Source organism: Neobacillus sp. OS1-2 (assembly GCF_030915505.1).
Lineage (GTDB): Bacteria > Bacillota > Bacilli > Bacillales > Cytobacillaceae > Neobacillus.
Genome location: NZ_CP133265.1, coordinates 3,575,866 through 3,594,434 on the forward strand (window position 1 = coordinate 3,575,866; position 18,569 = coordinate 3,594,434).

18 protein-coding genes are annotated in these 18,569 nt (G+C 40.5%); 17 read left to right on the forward strand and 1 reads right to left on the reverse strand.

All coding sequences use genetic code 11. The features are described from left to right. Positions 1–50: 50 nt before the first annotated feature. The 17 genes from RCG19_RS17845 to spoVM all read left to right on the forward strand — a co-directional run bounded on the left by RCG19_RS17845 (position 51) and on the right by spoVM (position 17,894). The gene (locus RCG19_RS17845) at positions 51–2,729 is read left to right on the forward strand and encodes a calcium-translocating P-type ATPase, SERCA-type (RefSeq protein WP_308108211.1); all 2,679 of its coding nucleotides are present in this window, start codon (positions 51–53) and stop codon (positions 2,727–2,729) included. A gap of 96 nt (positions 2,730–2,825) precedes the next feature. Beyond that, the gene (locus tag RCG19_RS17850) at positions 2,826–3,701 is read left to right on the forward strand and encodes a YicC/YloC family endoribonuclease (protein ID WP_166237938.1); all 876 of its coding nucleotides are present in this window, start codon (positions 2,826–2,828) and stop codon (positions 3,699–3,701) included. A gap of 61 nt (positions 3,702–3,762) precedes the next feature. Continuing rightward, a complete protein-coding gene (gene remA / locus RCG19_RS17855) occupies positions 3,763–4,026 on the forward strand; it encodes an extracellular matrix/biofilm regulator RemA (protein ID WP_166237940.1) in 264 nt (87 codons plus the stop codon). A 9-nt stretch (positions 4,027–4,035) separates the two neighbouring features. Then, positions 4,036–4,650, forward strand: coding sequence for a guanylate kinase (gmk, locus tag RCG19_RS17860; protein ID WP_308108212.1), 615 nt, complete (start codon positions 4,036–4,038; stop codon positions 4,648–4,650). A gap of 1 nt (position 4,651) precedes the next feature. After that, a complete protein-coding gene (gene rpoZ, locus RCG19_RS17865) occupies positions 4,652–4,867 on the forward strand; it encodes a DNA-directed RNA polymerase subunit omega (protein ID WP_007086307.1) in 216 nt (71 codons plus the stop codon). A gap of 202 nt (positions 4,868–5,069) precedes the next feature. Beyond that, positions 5,070–6,293: a bifunctional phosphopantothenoylcysteine decarboxylase/phosphopantothenate--cysteine ligase CoaBC gene (gene coaBC / locus RCG19_RS17870; protein WP_308108213.1), complete on the forward strand. Its 1,224-nt coding sequence runs from the start codon at positions 5,070–5,072 to the stop codon at positions 6,291–6,293. Next, positions 6,280–8,691, forward strand: a complete 2,412-nt coding sequence (gene priA / locus RCG19_RS17875; protein WP_308108214.1) for a primosomal protein N' — start codon at positions 6,280–6,282, stop codon at positions 8,689–8,691. Before coaBC ends, priA begins: the two co-directional genes overlap by 14 nt. A 77-nt stretch (positions 8,692–8,768) precedes the next feature. Beyond that, complete coding sequence (gene def / locus RCG19_RS17880; protein WP_166237948.1) at positions 8,769–9,254, forward strand: peptide deformylase; 486 nt, start codon at positions 8,769–8,771, stop codon at positions 9,252–9,254. Continuing rightward, positions 9,251–10,195: a methionyl-tRNA formyltransferase gene (gene fmt / locus RCG19_RS17885; protein WP_308108216.1), complete on the forward strand. Its 945-nt coding sequence runs from the start codon at positions 9,251–9,253 to the stop codon at positions 10,193–10,195. Before def ends, fmt begins: the two co-directional genes overlap by 4 nt. A gap of 1 nt (position 10,196) precedes the next feature. Then, positions 10,197–11,543 carry a 16S rRNA (cytosine(967)-C(5))-methyltransferase RsmB gene (rsmB, locus tag RCG19_RS17890; protein WP_308108217.1) on the forward strand — a complete coding sequence of 449 codons (1,347 nt, stop codon included), beginning with the start codon at positions 10,197–10,199 and terminating at the stop codon, positions 11,541–11,543. 73 nt (positions 11,544–11,616) lie between these two features. Then, the gene (gene rlmN / locus RCG19_RS17895) at positions 11,617–12,708 is read left to right on the forward strand and encodes a dual-specificity RNA methyltransferase RlmN (RefSeq protein WP_374049554.1); all 1,092 of its coding nucleotides are present in this window, start codon (positions 11,617–11,619) and stop codon (positions 12,706–12,708) included. 5 nt (positions 12,709–12,713) lie between these two features. Next, positions 12,714–13,463, forward strand: coding sequence for a Stp1/IreP family PP2C-type Ser/Thr phosphatase (locus RCG19_RS17900; protein ID WP_166238140.1), 750 nt, complete (start codon positions 12,714–12,716; stop codon positions 13,461–13,463). A gap of 6 nt (positions 13,464–13,469) precedes the next feature. After that, positions 13,470–15,461, forward strand: coding sequence for a Stk1 family PASTA domain-containing Ser/Thr kinase (gene pknB, locus RCG19_RS17905; RefSeq protein WP_308108218.1), 1,992 nt, complete (start codon positions 13,470–13,472; stop codon positions 15,459–15,461). Positions 15,462–15,493: 32 nt separating this feature from the next. Next, positions 15,494–16,375 carry a ribosome small subunit-dependent GTPase A gene (rsgA, locus tag RCG19_RS17910; protein WP_308108219.1) on the forward strand — a complete coding sequence of 294 codons (882 nt, stop codon included), beginning with the start codon at positions 15,494–15,496 and terminating at the stop codon, positions 16,373–16,375. A gap of 2 nt (positions 16,376–16,377) precedes the next feature. Further along, entirely contained in the window at positions 16,378–17,022 is a 645-nt protein-coding gene (rpe, locus tag RCG19_RS17915; protein ID WP_308108220.1) for a ribulose-phosphate 3-epimerase, read from the forward strand. A gap of 49 nt (positions 17,023–17,071) precedes the next feature. Further along, a complete protein-coding gene (locus tag RCG19_RS17920) occupies positions 17,072–17,719 on the forward strand; it encodes a thiamine diphosphokinase (RefSeq protein ID WP_308108221.1) in 648 nt (215 codons plus the stop codon). Between the two features lie 91 nt (positions 17,720–17,810). Then, on the forward strand, positions 17,811–17,894 hold the full coding sequence (spoVM, locus tag RCG19_RS17925) for a stage V sporulation protein SpoVM (protein WP_007087787.1): 84 nt from the start codon (positions 17,811–17,813) through the stop codon (positions 17,892–17,894). 143 nt (positions 17,895–18,037) lie between these two features. On the opposite strand, the gene rpmB is transcribed toward spoVM, so the two are convergent. Next, positions 18,038–18,226 (reverse strand): 50S ribosomal protein L28, encoded by a 189-nt coding sequence (gene rpmB / locus RCG19_RS17930; protein ID WP_007087786.1) that lies wholly within the window; start codon positions 18,224–18,226, stop codon positions 18,038–18,040. Positions 18,227–18,569: the final 343 nt, after the last annotated feature.

Here is an 18,569-nt window from a genome sequence, read left to right on the forward strand (position 1 = left end):
ATAAGCTTTCCATAGGGCAAGTCTATTAAAGGGGGAAGTGAGATGGTCGGATGAAATTCCATGAAATGAAGATAGATCAAGTAGAAAAGGCCTTAGAAACCGACTTTTCTTCTGGATTATCACAAGAAGAAGTAAAGATGCGAATCAAACAGCATGGACTAAATGAATTAAAAGAGGGAGAAAAGCAATCGGCTTTACTCTTATTTTTTAGTCAATTTAAGGATTTCATGGTCTTGGTGCTCTTAGCCGCAACCCTAATTTCCGGGCTGCTCGGCGAATATATTGATGCCATTGCGATTATCGCGATTGTCATTATTAACGGATGTCTTGGTTTTTATCAGGAACGGAGAGCAGAGAAATCCTTGCAGGCGTTGAAAGAATTATCAGCACCACAGGTTTCGGTACTAAGGGATGGTAAATGGCTAAAAATCCCTTCGAAGGATATTGTAATGGGGGATATTTTAAAATTTGCCAGCGGTGATCGCATTGGTGCAGATGTTCGGATTATTGAATCAAAAAGTTTAGAAATCGAAGAATCTGCCTTAACAGGCGAATCTGTCCCTGTTGCTAAACATATTGATAGTTTAACCAATCCGAATCCCGGAATTGGAGATATGGAAAATACCGCCTTCATGGGCACGATGATTACAAGGGGAAGCGGGCTAGGTGTTGTTATTGCTACCGGGATGAAAACGGCAATGGGACAAATTGCCGATTTACTCCAAAATGCCGAATCCCAAGAAACACCGCTGCAGCGGAGATTAGAGCAGTTGGGGAAAATCCTCATTACTGTTGCCTTATTGTTGACAGTTTTAGTAGTCATCGTGGGTGTATTGCGAGGGCATGAATTATATGAGATGTTCTTAGCTGGTGTTTCACTAGCTGTTGCCGCTATACCTGAAGGACTTCCGGCAATTGTGACCGTAGCCTTATCTCTCGGTGTTCAGAAGATGATTAGGCAAAATGCGATTGTCAGAAAGCTTCCGGCAGTGGAAACACTTGGCTGTGCATCGGTTATTTGTTCCGATAAGACAGGGACCATGACGCAAAACAAAATGACCGTAACACATCTTTGGAGTGGCGGTCATACATGGACAGTCGATGGGGTTGGCTACCAGCCGAAGGGGAGTTTTTACCGGAATGAACGTCCGGTCGTTCCTAAAGAAGAAAAGTCATTGCAGCAAATGCTGATTTTTGGGATGTTATGCAATCATTCAGACTTGGTAGTAAAGGATGAGGATTTCATCCTTGATGGCGATCCCACGGAAGGTGCACTTTTAGTCAGTGCGATGAAGGCAGGTTTTAATCGCCCAAAATTATTAGATGAGTTTACGATCATTAATGAATTTCCTTTTGATTCTTCCAGAAAAATGATGAGTATTCACGTAAAAGACAAACAAGGGCGGCATTTCATCGTTACAAAGGGTGCACCTGACGTCATTTTAGGTATTTGTGAATCAATTCTTTGGGATGAGCGGACGCAATATTTAAATAAAGAAGCACATGAAAATGTTCAAGAAGCGATAAATGGCCTCGCTTCACAGGCGCTGCGGACGATTGCGATAGCCTTCAAGCCAATACCGGCTAACACAGTCATCCTCAGTGAGCAGGAGGCAGAGAACAAATTAACCTTTATAGGTGTCCAGGGCATGATTGATCCGCCTAGACCTGAAGTAAAAACGGCAGTAAAAGAATGTAAGGAAGCTGGAATTAAAACGGTTATGATTACGGGGGACCACATCATTACCGCGAAAGCAATTGCTTCCCAGCTCGGAATTTTAACGAAAAAGAGTAAGGTGTTGGATGGTAAGGCATTATCTGTCATGTCGGTGGAAGAACTTGAAGAGGTTGTTGATGATGTTTCCGTCTTTGCAAGGGTTTCACCTGAACATAAGTTAAAAATAGTCAGGGCCTTGCAAAATAGGGGTCATATCGTAGCGATGACAGGGGATGGGGTAAATGACGCCCCAGCTATCAAAGCGGCAGATATTGGTGTAGCGATGGGGATAACTGGAACAGATGTTGCCAAAGAAGCCTCGGCCCTAGTGTTATTAGATGATAATTTTGCAACAATAAAGGCAGCGATTAAAGAGGGCAGGAACATCTATGAAAATATCCGTAAATTCGTTCGCTATTTGCTGGCGTCCAACGTGGGTGAAATATTGGTGATGTTATTCGCGATGCTGCTAGCACTGCCACTTCCGCTAGTTCCAATCCAAATACTGTGGGTCAATTTAGTGACGGACGGGCTCCCAGCGATGGCGCTTGGACTTGATCGTCCTGAAGAAAATGTGATGAAACGAGGGCCGCGCAGTCCGAGTGAAGGCGTCTTTTCACGCGGATTAGGCTGGAAGGTAGTATCGCGCGGATTCCTAATCGGTATTGTAACATTATTAGCCTTTATCATCGTGTACCAAAATGACCAATCGCAATTGCCTTATGCGCAAACGGTTGCCTTTGCGACACTTGTCATGGCACAGCTTATTCATGTGTTTGATTGCCGTAGTGAAAAATCGGTGTTATCGCGTAACCCTTTTGGGAATAAATATCTTGTTTGGGCGGTACTTTCGTCCCTCGCGTTAATGTTAGCGGTAATCTATTATCCACCATTACAGCCTGTTTTCCATACACTTCCAATTACAATAAAAGATTGGCTATTAATTATTGGACTATCCTCTATTCCAACTTTTTTACTAGCCGGAACATTTTTGTTAAGAAAAACAAAATAAAGTGTGTTATAATCCAAAAGGTAATAGAAACCATTCTATTACCTTTTTTAAGTACATAGAAGGCCGATCATCTTTCAAAGATTGGATGTGCACGTGATGGTTATAAGTATGACAGGCTTTGGCAGAGGTAAGGCTGTTTCAGGATCCTTCAGTGTGAATGTAGAAGTAAAAACAGTCAATCACCGCTTTTCTGAAATGAATATTCGCATGCCAAGACAATTGTTAAAAATAGAAGATAAAATAAAAAAGAAATTAAACGAGCATATTCGCCGAGGGCGGGTAGAGGTATATGTAAGTGTTGAGGGTGAAGGTGTCGTTACTCGTAAAGTTCACGTTGATTGGAAGCTGATCGAAGAATATTATCAGTTTATCGAGCAAGCAAGAAGTAAATATGGGATTGAAGGAACTATTACCTTACAGGATTTGCTAAATCGGACAGACCTTTTACATATTGAGGAAAGTGAAGCTGGAAATGAAGAAATTGAAGTTTTAGTGCTTTCCGCAGTCGAAGAAGCAGTGATCTTACTAAAACAAATGCGGTCGGCTGAAGGGGAAGAAATTAAAAAAGATTTACTCGCTATTACTTCCCAATTGGAAGCGGATGTATTTGAGCTTCAAAAATATGCTCCGCTCGTCGTGCAATCATTTAAGGAACGCCTTACAAAAAGGATGCATGAGTTTATCAATGGGCAATTGGATGAAACGCGCATTTTAACAGAAGTAGCCATTTTTGCTGATAAAGCTGACATTAATGAAGAAATTACCCGGCTGAAAAGCCATATTCAACAATTCCTCCAAACCTTAGATGACCAAGAGCCAATTGGCAGAAAACTCGATTTTATCGTGCAAGAAATGAATAGAGAAGCGAATACAATTGGTTCCAAAGCAAATGACTCTAATATAGCCAAAAAGGTTGTCGAGATTAAAAGTTTACTTGAAAAGCTAAAGGAACAGGTTCAGAATATCGAATAGGGCTTGTTTAGAAACTGTATAACACGGTCAAAATATATTACTGATGATTGGATGAATGACCATGTCGATAAAATTAATTAATATTGGATTTGGAAATATCGTTTCTGCCAATCGTATTATTTCCATTGTCAGCCCGGAATCTGCTCCAATAAAAAGAATTATCCAAGATGCCCGTGATCGGGGATCGTTAATAGATGCTACATATGGAAGACGGACACGAGCAGTAATTGTCATGGATAGTGATCATGTTATTCTATCAGCTGTACAGCCTGAAACGGTGGCACATCGCCTTACAGATCGTGAGGAAACTATTTATGAAGGGTAGGATAATTGAATGCAAGAAAAAGGATTGCTGATAGTACTTTCAGGGCCATCCGGTGTTGGAAAAGGAACGGTTCGAAAAGAAATATTTTCTCATCCCAATACGGCTTTTGAATACTCGATTTCGATGACAACCCGCTCACCTCGGGCGGGGGAAGTGGACGGGGTCGACTATTTTTTCAAGACAAAAGAAGAATTTGAATATTTAATTGAACAAGGGAAGCTCCTAGAGTACGCTGAGTTTGTCGGCAACTATTATGGAACACCTGTTGATTATGTCCGAGAAACGTTAGATGCCGGAAAAGATGTTTTTTTAGAAATTGAAGTGAAGGGTGCCCGCCAAGTTCGAGAGAAATTCCCTGAAGGGTTATTTATTTTCTTGATGCCGCCAAGTCTGACAGAATTAAAAAATAGAATTGTTACACGTGGGACGGAAACCGAAGACATTATCCAAAACCGGATGTTATCTGCTCGTGAAGAAATCGAAATGATGGAGCTATATGACTATGTTGTAGAAAATGATCATGTCGAGCTCGCCTGTGAACGTGTAAGGTCCATTGTGACGGCAGAACATTGCCGTAGGGAACGTGTGGAATATCGCTATAAAAAATTGTTGGAGGTTGAATAATATGTTATATCCATCTATCGACTCATTGCTAGAAAAAATTGATTCTAAATACTCTCTTGTCTCTGTTGCAGCCAAGCGTGCACGGGTAATGTCTCAAATAAAAGACGAAAGATTGCCAAAATATGTTTCCTATAAATACGTTGGCAAGGCGTTGGAGGAAATTTATAGCGGTGAGCTTACCTATCGAATTTCTAAAGCAGATCTAAATGCTGACTAAACAGAATTGATTTGCATTAAATGTGCAAAATGAAAGAAGGACTGACAAAAAGGAAATCTCCGACATGTCAGCCTTTTTTATTTGCATTTTCCCAAATCGCTGAATATTGTCGATTTTAGGAAGGAAATAGATGAAATATGGATTACTTTCTAGCATAATAAGAAGAAAGATTATCTGGACGAGAAGTGAGGGATTTTAGGCAATGAAAATAGATAAAAAGATCTTATTATGTGTCACAGGTGGAATTGCCGTCTATAAAGCAGCGGCTTTAACAAGTAAACTTGTTCAAGCAGGAGCGCAAGTTAAGGTGATATTAAGTGAATCCGCAGAAAAATTTGTAACCCCGTTAACCTTTCAGGCATTATCCCGCCATGAAGTATTTACTAATACCTTTGATGAAAAAAATCCGCAAGTGATTGCCCATATTGATTTGGCAGATTGGGCAGATTTAATTCTTGTTGCCCCTGCAACGGCCAATACGATTGCTAAGCTCGCAGGCGGAATTGCCGACAATATGATTACGACAACACTCCTTGCTGCAACTGCACCTGTTTGGATTGCCCCTGCAATGAATGTACATATGTATGATCATCCTGCTGTGAAAAAAAACCTTGCTATTTTGGCTGAGTATGGGTATCAATTCATTGAACCGAGCGAAGGGTATCTAGCCTGCGGCTATGTTGGCAAAGGGCGCTTGGAGGAGCCGGAAAGAATCGTAGAGTTGATTCAAGCGGCGTTTGTGAAGAATGAGCCCAAAAGCTTAACAGGGAAAACGGTGGTCGTTACCGCAGGACCAACCCGGGAGAAAATAGATCCAGTCAGATTTATATCCAATCATTCTACTGGAAAAATGGGATATGCCCTTGCAGAAGAAGCTAAAAAACAAGGCGCCCATGTTGTCTTAGTTTCCGGTCCTGTTCAAATAGCCGCCCCGGCAGGTGTGGAACTTATAAGGGTCGAAAGTGCGGAGGAAATGTTTCATGCAGTCATGGGATATTATGAAAAAGCTGATGTAGTGATAAAAACAGCTGCAGTCGCTGACTACCGCCCAAAAATCAGCTATGACCAGAAGGTGAAAAAGCAAGCGGGTGACGCAATAATTGAACTAGAAAGAACAAAGGATATTTTATTCGAACTCGGACAACGAAAAAAGAAACAGTTACTAGTGGGGTTTGCTGCTGAGACAGAAAATCTGGAAGAATATGCCAGGGAAAAATTAACAAAGAAAAATGCTGATATCATTGTTGCCAATAATGTCAAAACAGCGGGTGCTGGTTTTGGAACTGATACAAATATTGTCACTCTTTTTGAGCGTTCTGGAGCGGTGAAAGAGCTGCCAATCTTGTCAAAAATTGAGGTTGCAAAAAGAATTATCGAAGAAATTACTTCACTTATGAAGGATATGGGCGGAAATGGAAATAGCTAGTGTGATTGTCGATGTACCGACGAAACAAACGGATCGAGTGTTCGATTATATCATTCCGGAGCAATGGCGGGGGGTCATTCAACCGGGGATGAGGGTAATCGTTCCATTTGGTCCGAGAAATATCCAAGGTTTTGTCATTTCATTAAAAGCGGATTCGGAAATTGAGAAGTTAAGAGAAATACTTGAGCCGATGGATTTAGAGCCTGTTTTAAATAAAGAATTATTGGAGCTTGGCGATTGGCTCACAGATCATACTCTCTGCTTTAAAATATTTGCCTATCAAGTGATGCTGCCGGCGGCGTTAAAGGCAAAATATGAAAAAAAGGTGCAACTTGCTGCCGACGCTGTCGTTACAGACCTTCCATTGCAACTGCGGCCATTTTTTGAACATGAAGAGTTGATCGACTGGGAAGAGGCATTGTTTAATGGAATCGTTCCTTTGTTGCAAAAAGAAGCAGCAAAAGGGTTTCTTGAAGTAATTTATCTTGTCAAGGAACGGGTTAAGAAAAAACAGCAAAAGTATGTTAAACCTGCCAAGACATTAGCTGAATTAAACGAAGAGATTGACCGAATTCCGGCAAACGCGGAAAAGCAAAGGCAAATAGTACGCTTTTTTATTGAAAATTATCATGAGATTGAATTAAGGAAGCTAGTTTCTGAAGTGAAGACATCAACCTCAACCGTAAAAGCCCTTGTTGAAAAAAAGCTCTTGACGGAATTCGAATTGGAGGTCTACCGCAATCCTTTCGCAGATCGTACCTTCGAACGAACGAAACCATTACCATTAACCGAGGCACAGCAAGAAGCAATTGGGCCCATTCTTGATGCGATTGAACGGAATCAACACGAGGTGTTTTTACTTTATGGAGTAACTGGAAGCGGTAAAACCGAGATTTACTTACAATCCATCCAAGAAGTTATCGAAAAAGGAAAGGAAGCCATCGTCCTCGTCCCGGAAATTTCACTCACTCCGCAGATGGTCAACCGTTTTAAAGGAAGATTTGGCGACTTAGTGGCAGTATTGCACAGTGGCTTATCAGCAGGAGAAAAATATGATGAGTGGCGCAAAATTCAACGTAAGGAAGTAAAAGTAGCAGTTGGAGCAAGATCGGCGATTTTTGCCCCATTTGAAAACATCGGGATCATGATTATCGATGAAGAGCACGAAACAAGCTACAAACAGGAAGAAATGCCGCGCTATCATGCTAGAGACGTGGCGATTGAGAGGGCATTAAATTATAATTGTCCAGTGGTGCTAGGAAGTGCTACTCCCTCGCTTGAATCCTTTGCTAGAGCACAAAAAAAGGTATACCATTTATTATCTCTTCCTAACCGGATGAATAATCAGAGTCTTCCTTCAGTGGAAATTATTGATATGCGTGAGGAACTGCGTGAGGGTAATCGTTCCATGTTTTCCCGGAAGCTGTTTGAAATGTTGAAGGATCGAATCGAGAAAAAGCAACAATCTGTTTTATTTTTAAATAAACGCGGCCATTCTTCGTTTGTCATGTGCAGGGACTGCGGATATGTGATGAATTGCCCAAACTGTGACATATCACTGACCTACCATCGAGTAAATGAGCAGATGAAATGTCACTATTGCGGGTATGAAAGTTATGTGCCAAAGAATTGTCCTGAATGTAATAGTGAATACATCCGTTATTTTGGTACTGGAACTCAAAAGGTAGAGGAAGAACTTGGAAAGATCCTTCCGGAGGCACGGGTGATTCGCATGGATGTTGACACCACAGGACGAAAGGGTTCACACGAAAGACTATTAACTGATTTTAAGGATGGAAAAGCAGATATTTTATTAGGTACGCAAATGATCGCCAAGGGACTGGATTTTCCAAACATAACATTAGTGGGTGTACTTTCTGCTGATACGATGTTGCATTTGCCTGATTTCCGAGCATCGGAAAAAACTTTTCAGCTCTTGACACAGGTGAGCGGTCGGGCTGGAAGGCACAAGCTTCCTGGAGAAGTCATCATTCAGACCTATACACCGGAACACTATAGCGTGGTGCTTGCGGGACGGCAAGATTATGATCTTTTTTATCAGCAGGAAATGATGATTCGAAAAACCCGCCAATATCCGCCCTTCTATTATCTATCGCTCATAACAGTAAGTCATGAACAACTTATCACGGTTGTGTCGGAAATGGAGAAAGTGGTGAAACACATTCAATCGCACGTTTCATCAGGAACGGTCGTTTTAGGACCTGCAGCCTCCCCCATCCCCAGGATAAATAATAGATATCGCTATCAATGTCTGATAAAATACAAACGGGAACCAAACTTGACAAAAATACTAAAAACGATCCTTGATCAATACCAAAAAGATACGAAAAGTGGTTTGCAGGTTTCAATTGATGTAAACCCGTTTATCTTAATGTAATCTGGGAAAAAATATTCCTATAAAATATATAATAAAAACGCCTTTTTAACTAGAATGGCATAAACGGAGGAACAGAATTGGCGATACGCAAAATTGTCATCCATCCTGCCGACATCCTTGAACAGGAATGCAAGGCAGTGGAGAAATTTGATAAAAAATTAGCGAAAACACTTGATGATATGTACGATACGATGATTGAATATGATGGTGTTGGACTTGCCGCCCCACAAATTGGGCTTGATGCCAGAATTGCCATTGTTGATATAGATGATGAAATGGGAACAATCGAAATGATAAACCCGCGGATTATTGAAACCTCGGGGGAGCAGACAGGCCCAGAGGGCTGTTTAAGCTTTCCGGATCTATTCGGGGAAGTAACGAGACCAAATTTTGTGAAGATTGAAGCCTATAATCGCAAAGGCAAAAAGTATTCTCTTGAGGCTGAGGGTTTCCTAGCTAGGGCAATCCTCCATGAAATCGATCATCTTGACGGTATTTTATTCACCACAAAAGTTACCAGATACTTAGAGGAAGATGAGTTAAAAGGAGTAGAAAGTGAATGACGAAAATTGTTTTTATGGGAACCCCTGATTTTTCCGTACCTGTCTTACAGCAAATTATACTCGACGGCTATGAGGTCATCGGTGTTGTTACCCAGCCTGACAGACCGGTAGGAAGAAAAAAAGTATTAACACCACCACCCGTGAAGGTGGAGGCATTAAAACATGGAATCCCTGTCTTTCAACCTGAAAAAATCCGTCAAGATGAAGAGCTGGAGAAAATCCTTTCCTTACAACCCGATTTAATTGTTACCGCTGCATTTGGGCAAATTTTACCAAACAAACTGCTAGATGCACCTAAATTTGGGTGTATTAATGTGCACGCATCATTGTTACCAGAGCTTCGCGGTGGTGCCCCAATCCATTACGCCATCATGCAAGGGAAAAAGAAAACGGGTGTCACCATTATGTATATGGTCGAAAAATTAGATGCTGGTGATATGTTAACTAGTGTGGAGATCCCAATTGCTGAAGACGATAATGTGGGGACCCTTCATGAAAAATTAAGTGCTGCCGGTTCACAATTATTATCAGAAACCTTGCCGCTTTTATTGGCAGGCCGTCTTACTCCAAAACCACAAAACGGAACGGAAGCAACCTTTGCCCCAAATATAAAACGGGAGCAGGAAAAAATTGACTGGACAAAAGCTGGTGAAGAGATCTATGACCATGTCCGCGGATTAAATCCTTGGCCCGTTGCATTTACCACGATGGAGGGCAATGTCATAAAAATATGGCAGACTGAAAAAGTGGCGGGAATGGAAGGTCAAGAGCCTGGAACCATTGTAAAAATAGAACCAGATGGCTTTACGGTTAGCACGGGCAATGAAACAGCGATAAAAATCATTGAGCTTCAGCCATCCGGAAAAACAAAGATGCGGACAGAACAATTTTTACGGGGTGCGGGTTCAAAAATTTCAGTAGGCGGAAGATTAGGAGAATAAGATGACTTCAACAAAAAATAATGTACGTGCCATCGCAATGGATACCTTGGTTGCGATTGAGAAAAATCAATCCTACAGCAATTTGCTGCTTAATAATGTGATTGAAAAAAATGAATTGTCCGCAATCGATGTCGGCTTACTTACAGAGTTAACATATGGAACATTACAACGACGCATGGCGCTAGACTTCTTTTTAAACCCATTCATCAAGGATAATAAAAAGCTGGCAAATTGGATTCATCATCTGCTTAGAATGACACTATATCAAATGGTGTACCTAGATCGAATTCCGGACCGGGCTGCGATTTACGAAGCGGTGGAAATCGCCAAGAGCCGCGGACATAAAGGAATCGCCAGTTTGGTAAATGGTGTGCTAAGAAGTATTCAAAGAGAAGGGCTTCCATCATTAAGTGAAGTTTCAGACCCCATCGAAAGATTATCACTTGAAACCAGTCACCCTCATTGGCTAGTTACGAGATGGGTGAATCAATTTGGTTATGAAAAAACGAAAGAAATGTGTGAAATTAATTTAACCGCACCAATGCAAACGGCAAGGGTGAATTTGACGAAGATTTCTAGAGATGAATGTGTGGCGATTCTTGAGGAAGATGGGTTTCAAATTGAGAAAAGTCCAATCATTCCGGAGGCGATCAGGTCGTTAAAAGGAAATTTAGCCTCCACTATTGCCTTTAAATATGGAATGTTAACGATTCAGGATGAAAGTTCGATGCTTGCCGCCTATGCATTAGGTTCAACAGAAGGGGAATTCGTCCTGGATGCTTGTGCAGCCCCTGGAGGAAAAAGTACGCATATTGCGGAAAAACTACAAAATACTGGTGAAGTCATTTCCGTTGATCTTCATCAGCACAAAGTCAAATTAATAAATGATAATGCCCGTCGATTAGGGTTATCAAATATCAAAACAAATGTATCTGATTCACGATTATTGCGGGAAAAGTTCAAAGATGAGACATTTCATCGAATTCTCCTTGATGCTCCGTGCTCAGGCCTTGGTGTAATGAGAAGAAAGCCCGACATGAAGTATACCAAGACAGAAAAGGATTTAGAGCGGTTACGAACGATTCAACAAAATCTATTAACATCCGTCGCGCCTTTATTGAAAAAGGGCGGTATCCTTGTGTATAGTACATGTACTGTTGATAAAGAAGAGAATGATAATACGGTAAAAACATTTTTACAAAATAATCCGGAATTTGAAGGGGATTTATCATTCAAAAATCGGATGCCAGAGGCAGTGCAGCCATTGATAACAGGCTTCGAACTCCAAATATTTCCTCAAGATTTTGGATCAGACGGTTTTTATATAGCAGTATTAAGAAAAGCGTAAGCGCCTTGACCAGGGGCTTATGACCCCGAGCCCCTAGGAGCTGAAGCTAGACACTAGAAAGAAGGTATAACTATTGGAACAATTAAATACAACTGAGACGAACACAACTATGGACATGAAGAAAAAATCAATTTACTCACTGGAACTTCACGAATTAAAGGACTGGTTATCGGAGAATGGGGAAAAGCCTTTCCGTGCTGAACAAATCTTCGATTGGCTATATAAAAAAAGAATCATTTCTTTCGAAGACATGAGCAATTTAGCGAAAGGTTTGAGAGACAAGCTATCCAGCCAGTTTCAGATTACGACCCTGGATACAGCCATTCAACAAACATCTTCCGATGGCACGATTAAATTTTTATTCGAGCTTCATGATGGCTACTCAATCGAAACCGTGCTCATGCGCCATGATTATGGGAATTCCGTTTGTGTGACAACCCAGGTTGGCTGCCGGATTGGCTGTACTTTCTGCGCCTCGACACTTGGCGGATTAAAAAGACATTTAGAGGCAGGGGAAATTGTTGCCCAGGTGGTGAAAGTTCAGCAAGCACTCGATGAAACAAATGAACGGGTTGATTCCGTGGTCATCATGGGGATTGGCGAGCCGTTCGATAACTATGACAATATGCTTTCCTTTTTGAAAATTATCAATCATGACAAAGCACTAAATATTGGTGCGCGCCATATTACTGTTTCGACAAGTGGAATTGTCCCGAAAATTTATCAATTTGCTGATGAAAATACACAAATAAATTTTGCTATTTCCTTACACGCTCCGAATACTGAATTACGCTCAAGATTAATGCCGATTAATAAAGCATATAAACTTGATGACTTAATGAAGGCAGTACGATATTATATCGATAAGACAGGTCGAAGAATTAGCTTTGAATACGGTCTATTTGGCGGTGTAAATGATTCTACCGACCACGCGGAAGAATTAGCAGATCTTTTAAAAGGAATTAAATGTCATGTAAATCTAATTCCGGTAAACTATGTTCCTGAAAGAGATTATGTACGTACACCAAAGGATAAAATATTTGCATTCGAAAAAACATTAAAAAAACGTGGTGTAAATGTGACGATTCGCCGCGAGCACGGTCATGATATTGATGCAGCATGTGGACAACTTCGTGCGAAGGAGCGAAAAGAGGAGACGAGGTAATGAGTGTGAAGGCTGTTTTTAAAACGGATCAAGGAAGAGTTCGTCAAAATAATGAGGACAGTGGTGGGACGTTTGTCAATAAGGATGGTTATCGCCTTGCTATCGTAGCAGATGGTATGGGCGGTCACCGAGCCGGTGACGTGGCAAGTAAAATGAGCGTTACTCACTTGCAAGAGTCTTGGGAGCAAACAGAAGGTATTATAACTGCAGATGATGCTGAAAAATGGCTTAGAACACAAATTTTTGAAGTGAATCAATTGGTATTTGACCATGCAAATAACAATGTAGAATGTGATGGGATGGGGACAACAATTGAAGCAGTAATTGCAACCAATCACTTTGCTACCATTGCCCATGTCGGTGACAGCCGTTGTTATATTTTCAATGATAGTGGGTTCCAGCAGTTGACTGAGGACCATACACTTGTAAATGAATTAGTACGTACAGGACAAATCACCAAAGAAGATGCTGAGCATCACCCACGGAAAAATGTAATTTTACGGGCCATTGGTACCGAACAAGATGTAAAAATTGATACAAAAACAATCATTTTTGAGGAAGGAGATATCCTTCTACTATGTTCTGATGGATTGTCGAATAAGGTAAAAGAAGAACAAATGATTTCTATTCTTCAATCTGAAGACAGTCTGGAGCAAAAGGCTTTATCACTAATTAACGGAGCAAATGAAAATGGTGGAGAAGACAACATCACCCTTATCATACTAGAGTTTGATGATGATAGTGAAAGAGGGTGAAGATAAATGTTAATTGGGAAAAGAATTAGCGGTCGCTATAAAATATTGGAAATGATTGGCGGAGGCGGCATGGCAAATGTCTACTTAGCCCATGATATGATTCTTGACCGCGATGTTGCAGTAAAAATGCTTCGTCTTGATTTTGCAAACGATGATGAGTTCATCCGCAGATTCCGCCGTGAAGCACAATCGGCGACAAGTCTTGCTCATCCAAATATTGTTAATATATATGATGTAGGCGAAGAAAATGATCTATATTATATTGTAATGGAATTTGTTGATGGTCAGACCCTTAAACAATACATACAGCAAAATTCTCCTCTCCGAGTGGAAGATACTATTGGAATCATGAGACAGTTAACATCAGCTATTTCTCATGCCCATCAGAACCATATAATCCATCGTGATATTAAACCACATAATATTTTGGTTGATCACGACGGTAAAGTAAAAGTCACGGATTTTGGTATTGCCATGGCGCTAAGTGCGACGAGCATCACGCAAACCAATTCCGTCCTGGGTTCTGTTCACTATTTATCACCTGAACAAGCAAGGGGCGGGATGGCAAACAGAAAGTCTGATATTTATTCATTGGGGATAGTGATGTTCGAGTTATTAACGGGCAGGCTTCCATTTTCCGGTGAGTCGGCCGTGTCGATTGCCTTAAAGCATCTTCAATCAGAAACCCCATCTGTAAGAAGATGGAATCAGAACATACCTCAAAGTGTTGAGAATATTGTCTTAAAGGCAACCGCAAAAGATCCATTCCATCGCTATAACAGTGTAGAAGAAATGGAAGAGGATCTACGAACAGCACTTGATTTAGAAAGGATGGACGAACCCAAGTTTGCCATTCCTATTGATAATGAAGCGACAAAGGCAATTCCGGTAATAACCGATCACCATCCATTAAAAAATTTAGATGAAACATTAGTCCATAGCACTGAAAAACCCGCGACTAATCAGGAAGACGATGAAAAAAAAGGAAATAAAAAAAATAAAGGCAATAAAAATAATAAAAAGAGAAAAAAGTGGCCAATGGTCCTACTATCTATCTTCTTCATTCTTGTCATTCTGGGAACGTTATCTTTTCTATTTTTACCTGGATTGTTATCTGCAAAGGAAGTTAAAATACCGGATATAAGTGGCATGAATGTGGACGATGCTATTTCCAAGCTTAAGCTAAAAGGATTGACTCCTGGTAAACAAGTTGAAATTACCGATGAAAATATGAAAGCGGGAAAAGTGATTAAAACAATTCCTGAAATTGGCAGTACGGTAAAAGAAAATGCAAAAATTACCTTGTACGTCAGTTCAGGTAAGGAAAAATATGAACTATCTGATTATGTAGGCCGGCAATATGAGGACGTAATTCGTCTGCTTGATAATCAGAATTTTAAAGATATAAAAAAAATAGAGAAGAATGATGAAAGTGAGCCGGGGACGATTCTCAGCCAAACACCAATAGCTGGGGAAAAAGTGGTCCCTGAAGAGACCGTATTAGAGTTTGAGGTCAGCATAGGACCTGAAAAAATTGTCTTAAAGGATTTATCACAATACAGTTTAAAAGGTGCACAAGATTATGCCTCTTTAGTCGGACTGACTTTAGTGGTTACAGAAGAGAAATTCGATGAAAAGATCCCTGCCAATATGATTATTTCGCAAGCGCCTGCTCAGGGAACGGAATTGGTCAAGGGGGACAAGGTGACTGTTGTTATTTCAAAAGGTCAAGAACCACCTAAAAAAGTCACCAGGGATGTAACAATTCCTTATAAACCACCGTTGACAGGTGAACCTGGTCAGAAACAAGAAGTGGTCATCTATATTGAGGATATGAATCATAGTATGACAGGACCAGCCGAAACATTTCCGATTTATGAAAATACAGTTAAAAAAATTGACCTTCTGATTCCGTACGGAAAAAAGGCCGGTTATCGAGTTATGGTGGGGACCGAGGTTATAGCCGAAGAGGTCATTAATTATGCCGATGCAGAATAAAGAAAATAAACCGAAAGGCAAGGAGTGTGGCTATGCCTGAAGGAAAAATTGTCAAAGCATTAAGCGGTTTTTATTATGTTCTTCAAGATGAGAACCTAATCCAATGTCGGGGAAGAGGCGTTTTCAGAAAGAACAAAATCACGCCACTTGTAGGTGACGAAGTTGTTTTTCAAGCCGAAAATGATCTGGAAGGATATATTTTAGAAGTAAAAGAACGAAAAAATGAGCTAATTCGACCACCGATTGCAAATGTGGATCAGGCTATTCTCGTTTTTTCAGCTGTAGAGCCAGACTTCAGCACAGTTTTATTGGATCGTTTTCTTGTATTGGTTGAATTCAATCATATTGAACCACTAATCTGTATTACTAAGATGGATCTTACGAATCATGATCAAAAAGAGCAGATTTCAGCATACGCAAAGCAATATAAAAGTGCAGGTTACGAGGTCATTCTGACCTCTTCAGAAACCGAATCAGGAATTGAATTGTTAAATCCACATATAGAAAATAAAATCTCGGTCTTTGCCGGCCAGTCAGGAGTAGGAAAATCTTCTTTATTAAATGTATTAAGACCAGACCTTGAACTTAAAACAAATGATATTTCCTCTCATCTTGGCAGGGGTAAGCATACGACAAGACACGTGGAGCTTATTAAGATTGGAAATGGACTGATTGCGGATACACCTGGATTTAGCTCGCTAGAGTTTACAAGCATCGAAGCGGAGGATTTGACGTATTGTTTTCCCGAATTACAAAAAGCTAGTGAAAATTGTAAATTTCGTGGCTGCTTACATGTGACTGAACCAAAATGTGCTGTAAAGTCAGGAGTGGAATCAGGTGAAATCCCCACTTACCGGTATGAACATTATGTAGATTTCCTGCAGGAAATAAAAGATAGAAAGCCGAGGTATTAACAATGGTGAAAATAGCACCTTCCATTCTTTCAGCCGATTTTTCAAAATTGGGAGAAGAAATTATAGCTGTTGAAAAAGCGGGGGCTGACTACATTCATATTGATGTCATGGATGGTCATTTTGTACCGAATATCACGATTGGTCCGCTTATTGTCGACGCAATTCGTCCGCTTACGAAGTTGCCATTAGACGTGCACTTAATGATTGAAAACCCAGATCAATATATCGAGGCATTTACAAAGGCTGGTGCAGACTACATCACTGTCCATGTGGAAGCATGCCGGCACCTCCACCGAACCATCCAAAATATCAAATCCTATGGGATTAAGGCGGGTGTAGTTTTAAATCCAGCTACGCCGGTGGAAACCATCCAACATGTAATCGGTGATATTGACATGGTGCTGCTGATGTCAGTCAATCCTGGTTTTGGCGGCCAAACGTTTATTCCTGAAGTCCTGCCGAAAATAAGAAAAGTAAAAGATATGGCGGATCAAAAAGGACTTGTTATTGAGATTGAAATAGATGGTGGTGTAAATCCGGAAACGGCGAAACAATGCATTGAAGCGGGTGCAAATGTCCTCGTTGCAGGCTCAGCTATTTATAATCAACCGGATTATGAAACAGCCATTTCACTAATTAGAGGATAAAGCCGGCTATGATAGCTGGCTTTTTCTTTATCAAAAAGGAGTATGTCCGATGATAATAAATATACTTGCCGGAGGGCCTGAAGAGCTACTGCCTGATTTGACTGATTATATGGAGGATAACGCTATCTGGGTCGGTGTTGACCGAGGTGTCTTTCAATTGTTAAAGAGAAGTATCAAACCAGAGATTGCATTTGGCGATTTTGATTCCGTTTCAAAAGAAGAATTGAGGTTCATTGAAGGACAAGTGGCAGAGATGAAGCGCTATAATCCGGAAAAAAACGAAACGGATATGGAGCTTGCGCTAAATTGGGCATTGGAGCAGAAACCGAGCATCCTCCGCCTATTTGGAGCTACCGGCGGCAGACTCGATCATTTATTGGCAAATGTACACCTTTTGCTCGTTCCGCTTAAAGGAAAGCATCCGACTAATGTCTATTTAATTGATCGGAATAATGTTGTCTTTTTGAAGGAACCAGGCAGTTATTCCATTGAAAAAATAAAATCAAAAAAATATATTTCATTTGTACCTTTAACCCTTGATGTCAGCGGCATTACACTAACGGGGTTTAAATTCCCCCTTAAAAATCAGCATATTTCACTTGGATCGACACTATGTATTAGTAATGAACTTATTAGTGAATATGGTACTTTTTCATTTTCCGAAGGCATATTAATAGTGATAAGAAGTCACGATTAATAGGCATGACTTTTAGGTACTGATTTCGTCAGTTCGAATAAAATGTAAAGTAATTTGAATAAGCAGGGGAGATTTGTGAGGAGGGACAGTTATGAAATTTTATACAATTAAACTGCCAAGATTTTTAGGCGGACTTGTCCGAGCGATGATTGGTGCATTTAAGAAAAACGAATAGAGAATAGTCAAAGGCTTGCACCCATTCACAAATGGGTGCTTTTTATTTGGAGAATATGAAAAAGAAAAGACACCCTTAAAAAGGATGCCCATTCTTATTGTCTAGCACAAGCAGCTCAGGTTTTGGCGCTTATGCTTTTCTAATTATACGCGCTCAACTTTACCGGATCTTAACGCTCTTGCAGAAACCCAAACACGCTTAGGCTTTCCGTCAACAAGAATACGTACTTTTTGTAGGTTAGCACCCCATGTACGCTTATTAGCGTTCATAGCGTGAGAACGTGCGTTACCAGTTGTTGTTTTCTTTCCAGTTACTACACATTTACGTGGCATAATGATTTCCCTCCTTAACTACCAAAAGCTGTATAAAGCTCTCTTTTAAGCTGCTTCATCTGAATATAGAAAATTGTTTTTGCAAATTTTCTAGACTTGAGATACTTTAATAATTTATCATACAACGTATCTGAATGCAATACTTGTATCTAAACCTTTCAAGAAAAAAGCCTTGACAAGCAAGAAAAGCGCAAGCGCCTTGGTCAGCCCTGACAAGCACAAGACGAGCCGGCCGAAAGGTTGCTTTTTAACCTTTTGGATGGATTGGCTTGTGACCTCGAAGGGCTAGGTGCTGGAGCTGGACATTTCTCGAAGTCGAAAAAATTAAGGTATGACTTTTAAA

Coding starts and splice junctions, on each gene's coding strand:
- RCG19_RS17845 (WP_308108211.1), top strand. CDS start 51: ATGAAATTCCATGAAATGAAGATAGATCAAGTAGAAAAGGCCTTAGAA.
- RCG19_RS17850 (WP_166237938.1), top strand. CDS start 2,826: ATGGTTATAAGTATGACAGGCTTTGGCAGAGGTAAGGCTGTTTCAGGA.
- remA (WP_166237940.1), top strand. CDS start 3,763: ATGTCGATAAAATTAATTAATATTGGATTTGGAAATATCGTTTCTGCC.
- gmk (WP_308108212.1), top strand. CDS start 4,036: ATGCAAGAAAAAGGATTGCTGATAGTACTTTCAGGGCCATCCGGTGTT.
- rpoZ (WP_007086307.1), top strand. CDS start 4,652: ATGTTATATCCATCTATCGACTCATTGCTAGAAAAAATTGATTCTAAA.
- coaBC (WP_308108213.1), top strand. CDS start 5,070: ATGAAAATAGATAAAAAGATCTTATTATGTGTCACAGGTGGAATTGCC.
- priA (WP_308108214.1), top strand. CDS start 6,280: ATGGAAATAGCTAGTGTGATTGTCGATGTACCGACGAAACAAACGGAT.
- fmt (WP_308108216.1), top strand. CDS start 9,251: ATGACGAAAATTGTTTTTATGGGAACCCCTGATTTTTCCGTACCTGTC.
- rsmB (WP_308108217.1), top strand. CDS start 10,197: ATGACTTCAACAAAAAATAATGTACGTGCCATCGCAATGGATACCTTG.
- pknB (WP_308108218.1), top strand. CDS start 13,470: ATGTTAATTGGGAAAAGAATTAGCGGTCGCTATAAAATATTGGAAATG.
- rsgA (WP_308108219.1), top strand. CDS start 15,494: ATGCCTGAAGGAAAAATTGTCAAAGCATTAAGCGGTTTTTATTATGTT.
- rpe (WP_308108220.1), top strand. CDS start 16,378: ATGGTGAAAATAGCACCTTCCATTCTTTCAGCCGATTTTTCAAAATTG.
- RCG19_RS17920 (WP_308108221.1), top strand. CDS start 17,072: ATGATAATAAATATACTTGCCGGAGGGCCTGAAGAGCTACTGCCTGAT.
- spoVM (WP_007087787.1), top strand. CDS start 17,811: ATGAAATTTTATACAATTAAACTGCCAAGATTTTTAGGCGGACTTGTC.
- rpmB (WP_007087786.1), bottom strand. CDS start 18,226: ATGCCACGTAAATGTGTAGTAACTGGAAAGAAAACAACAACTGGTAAC.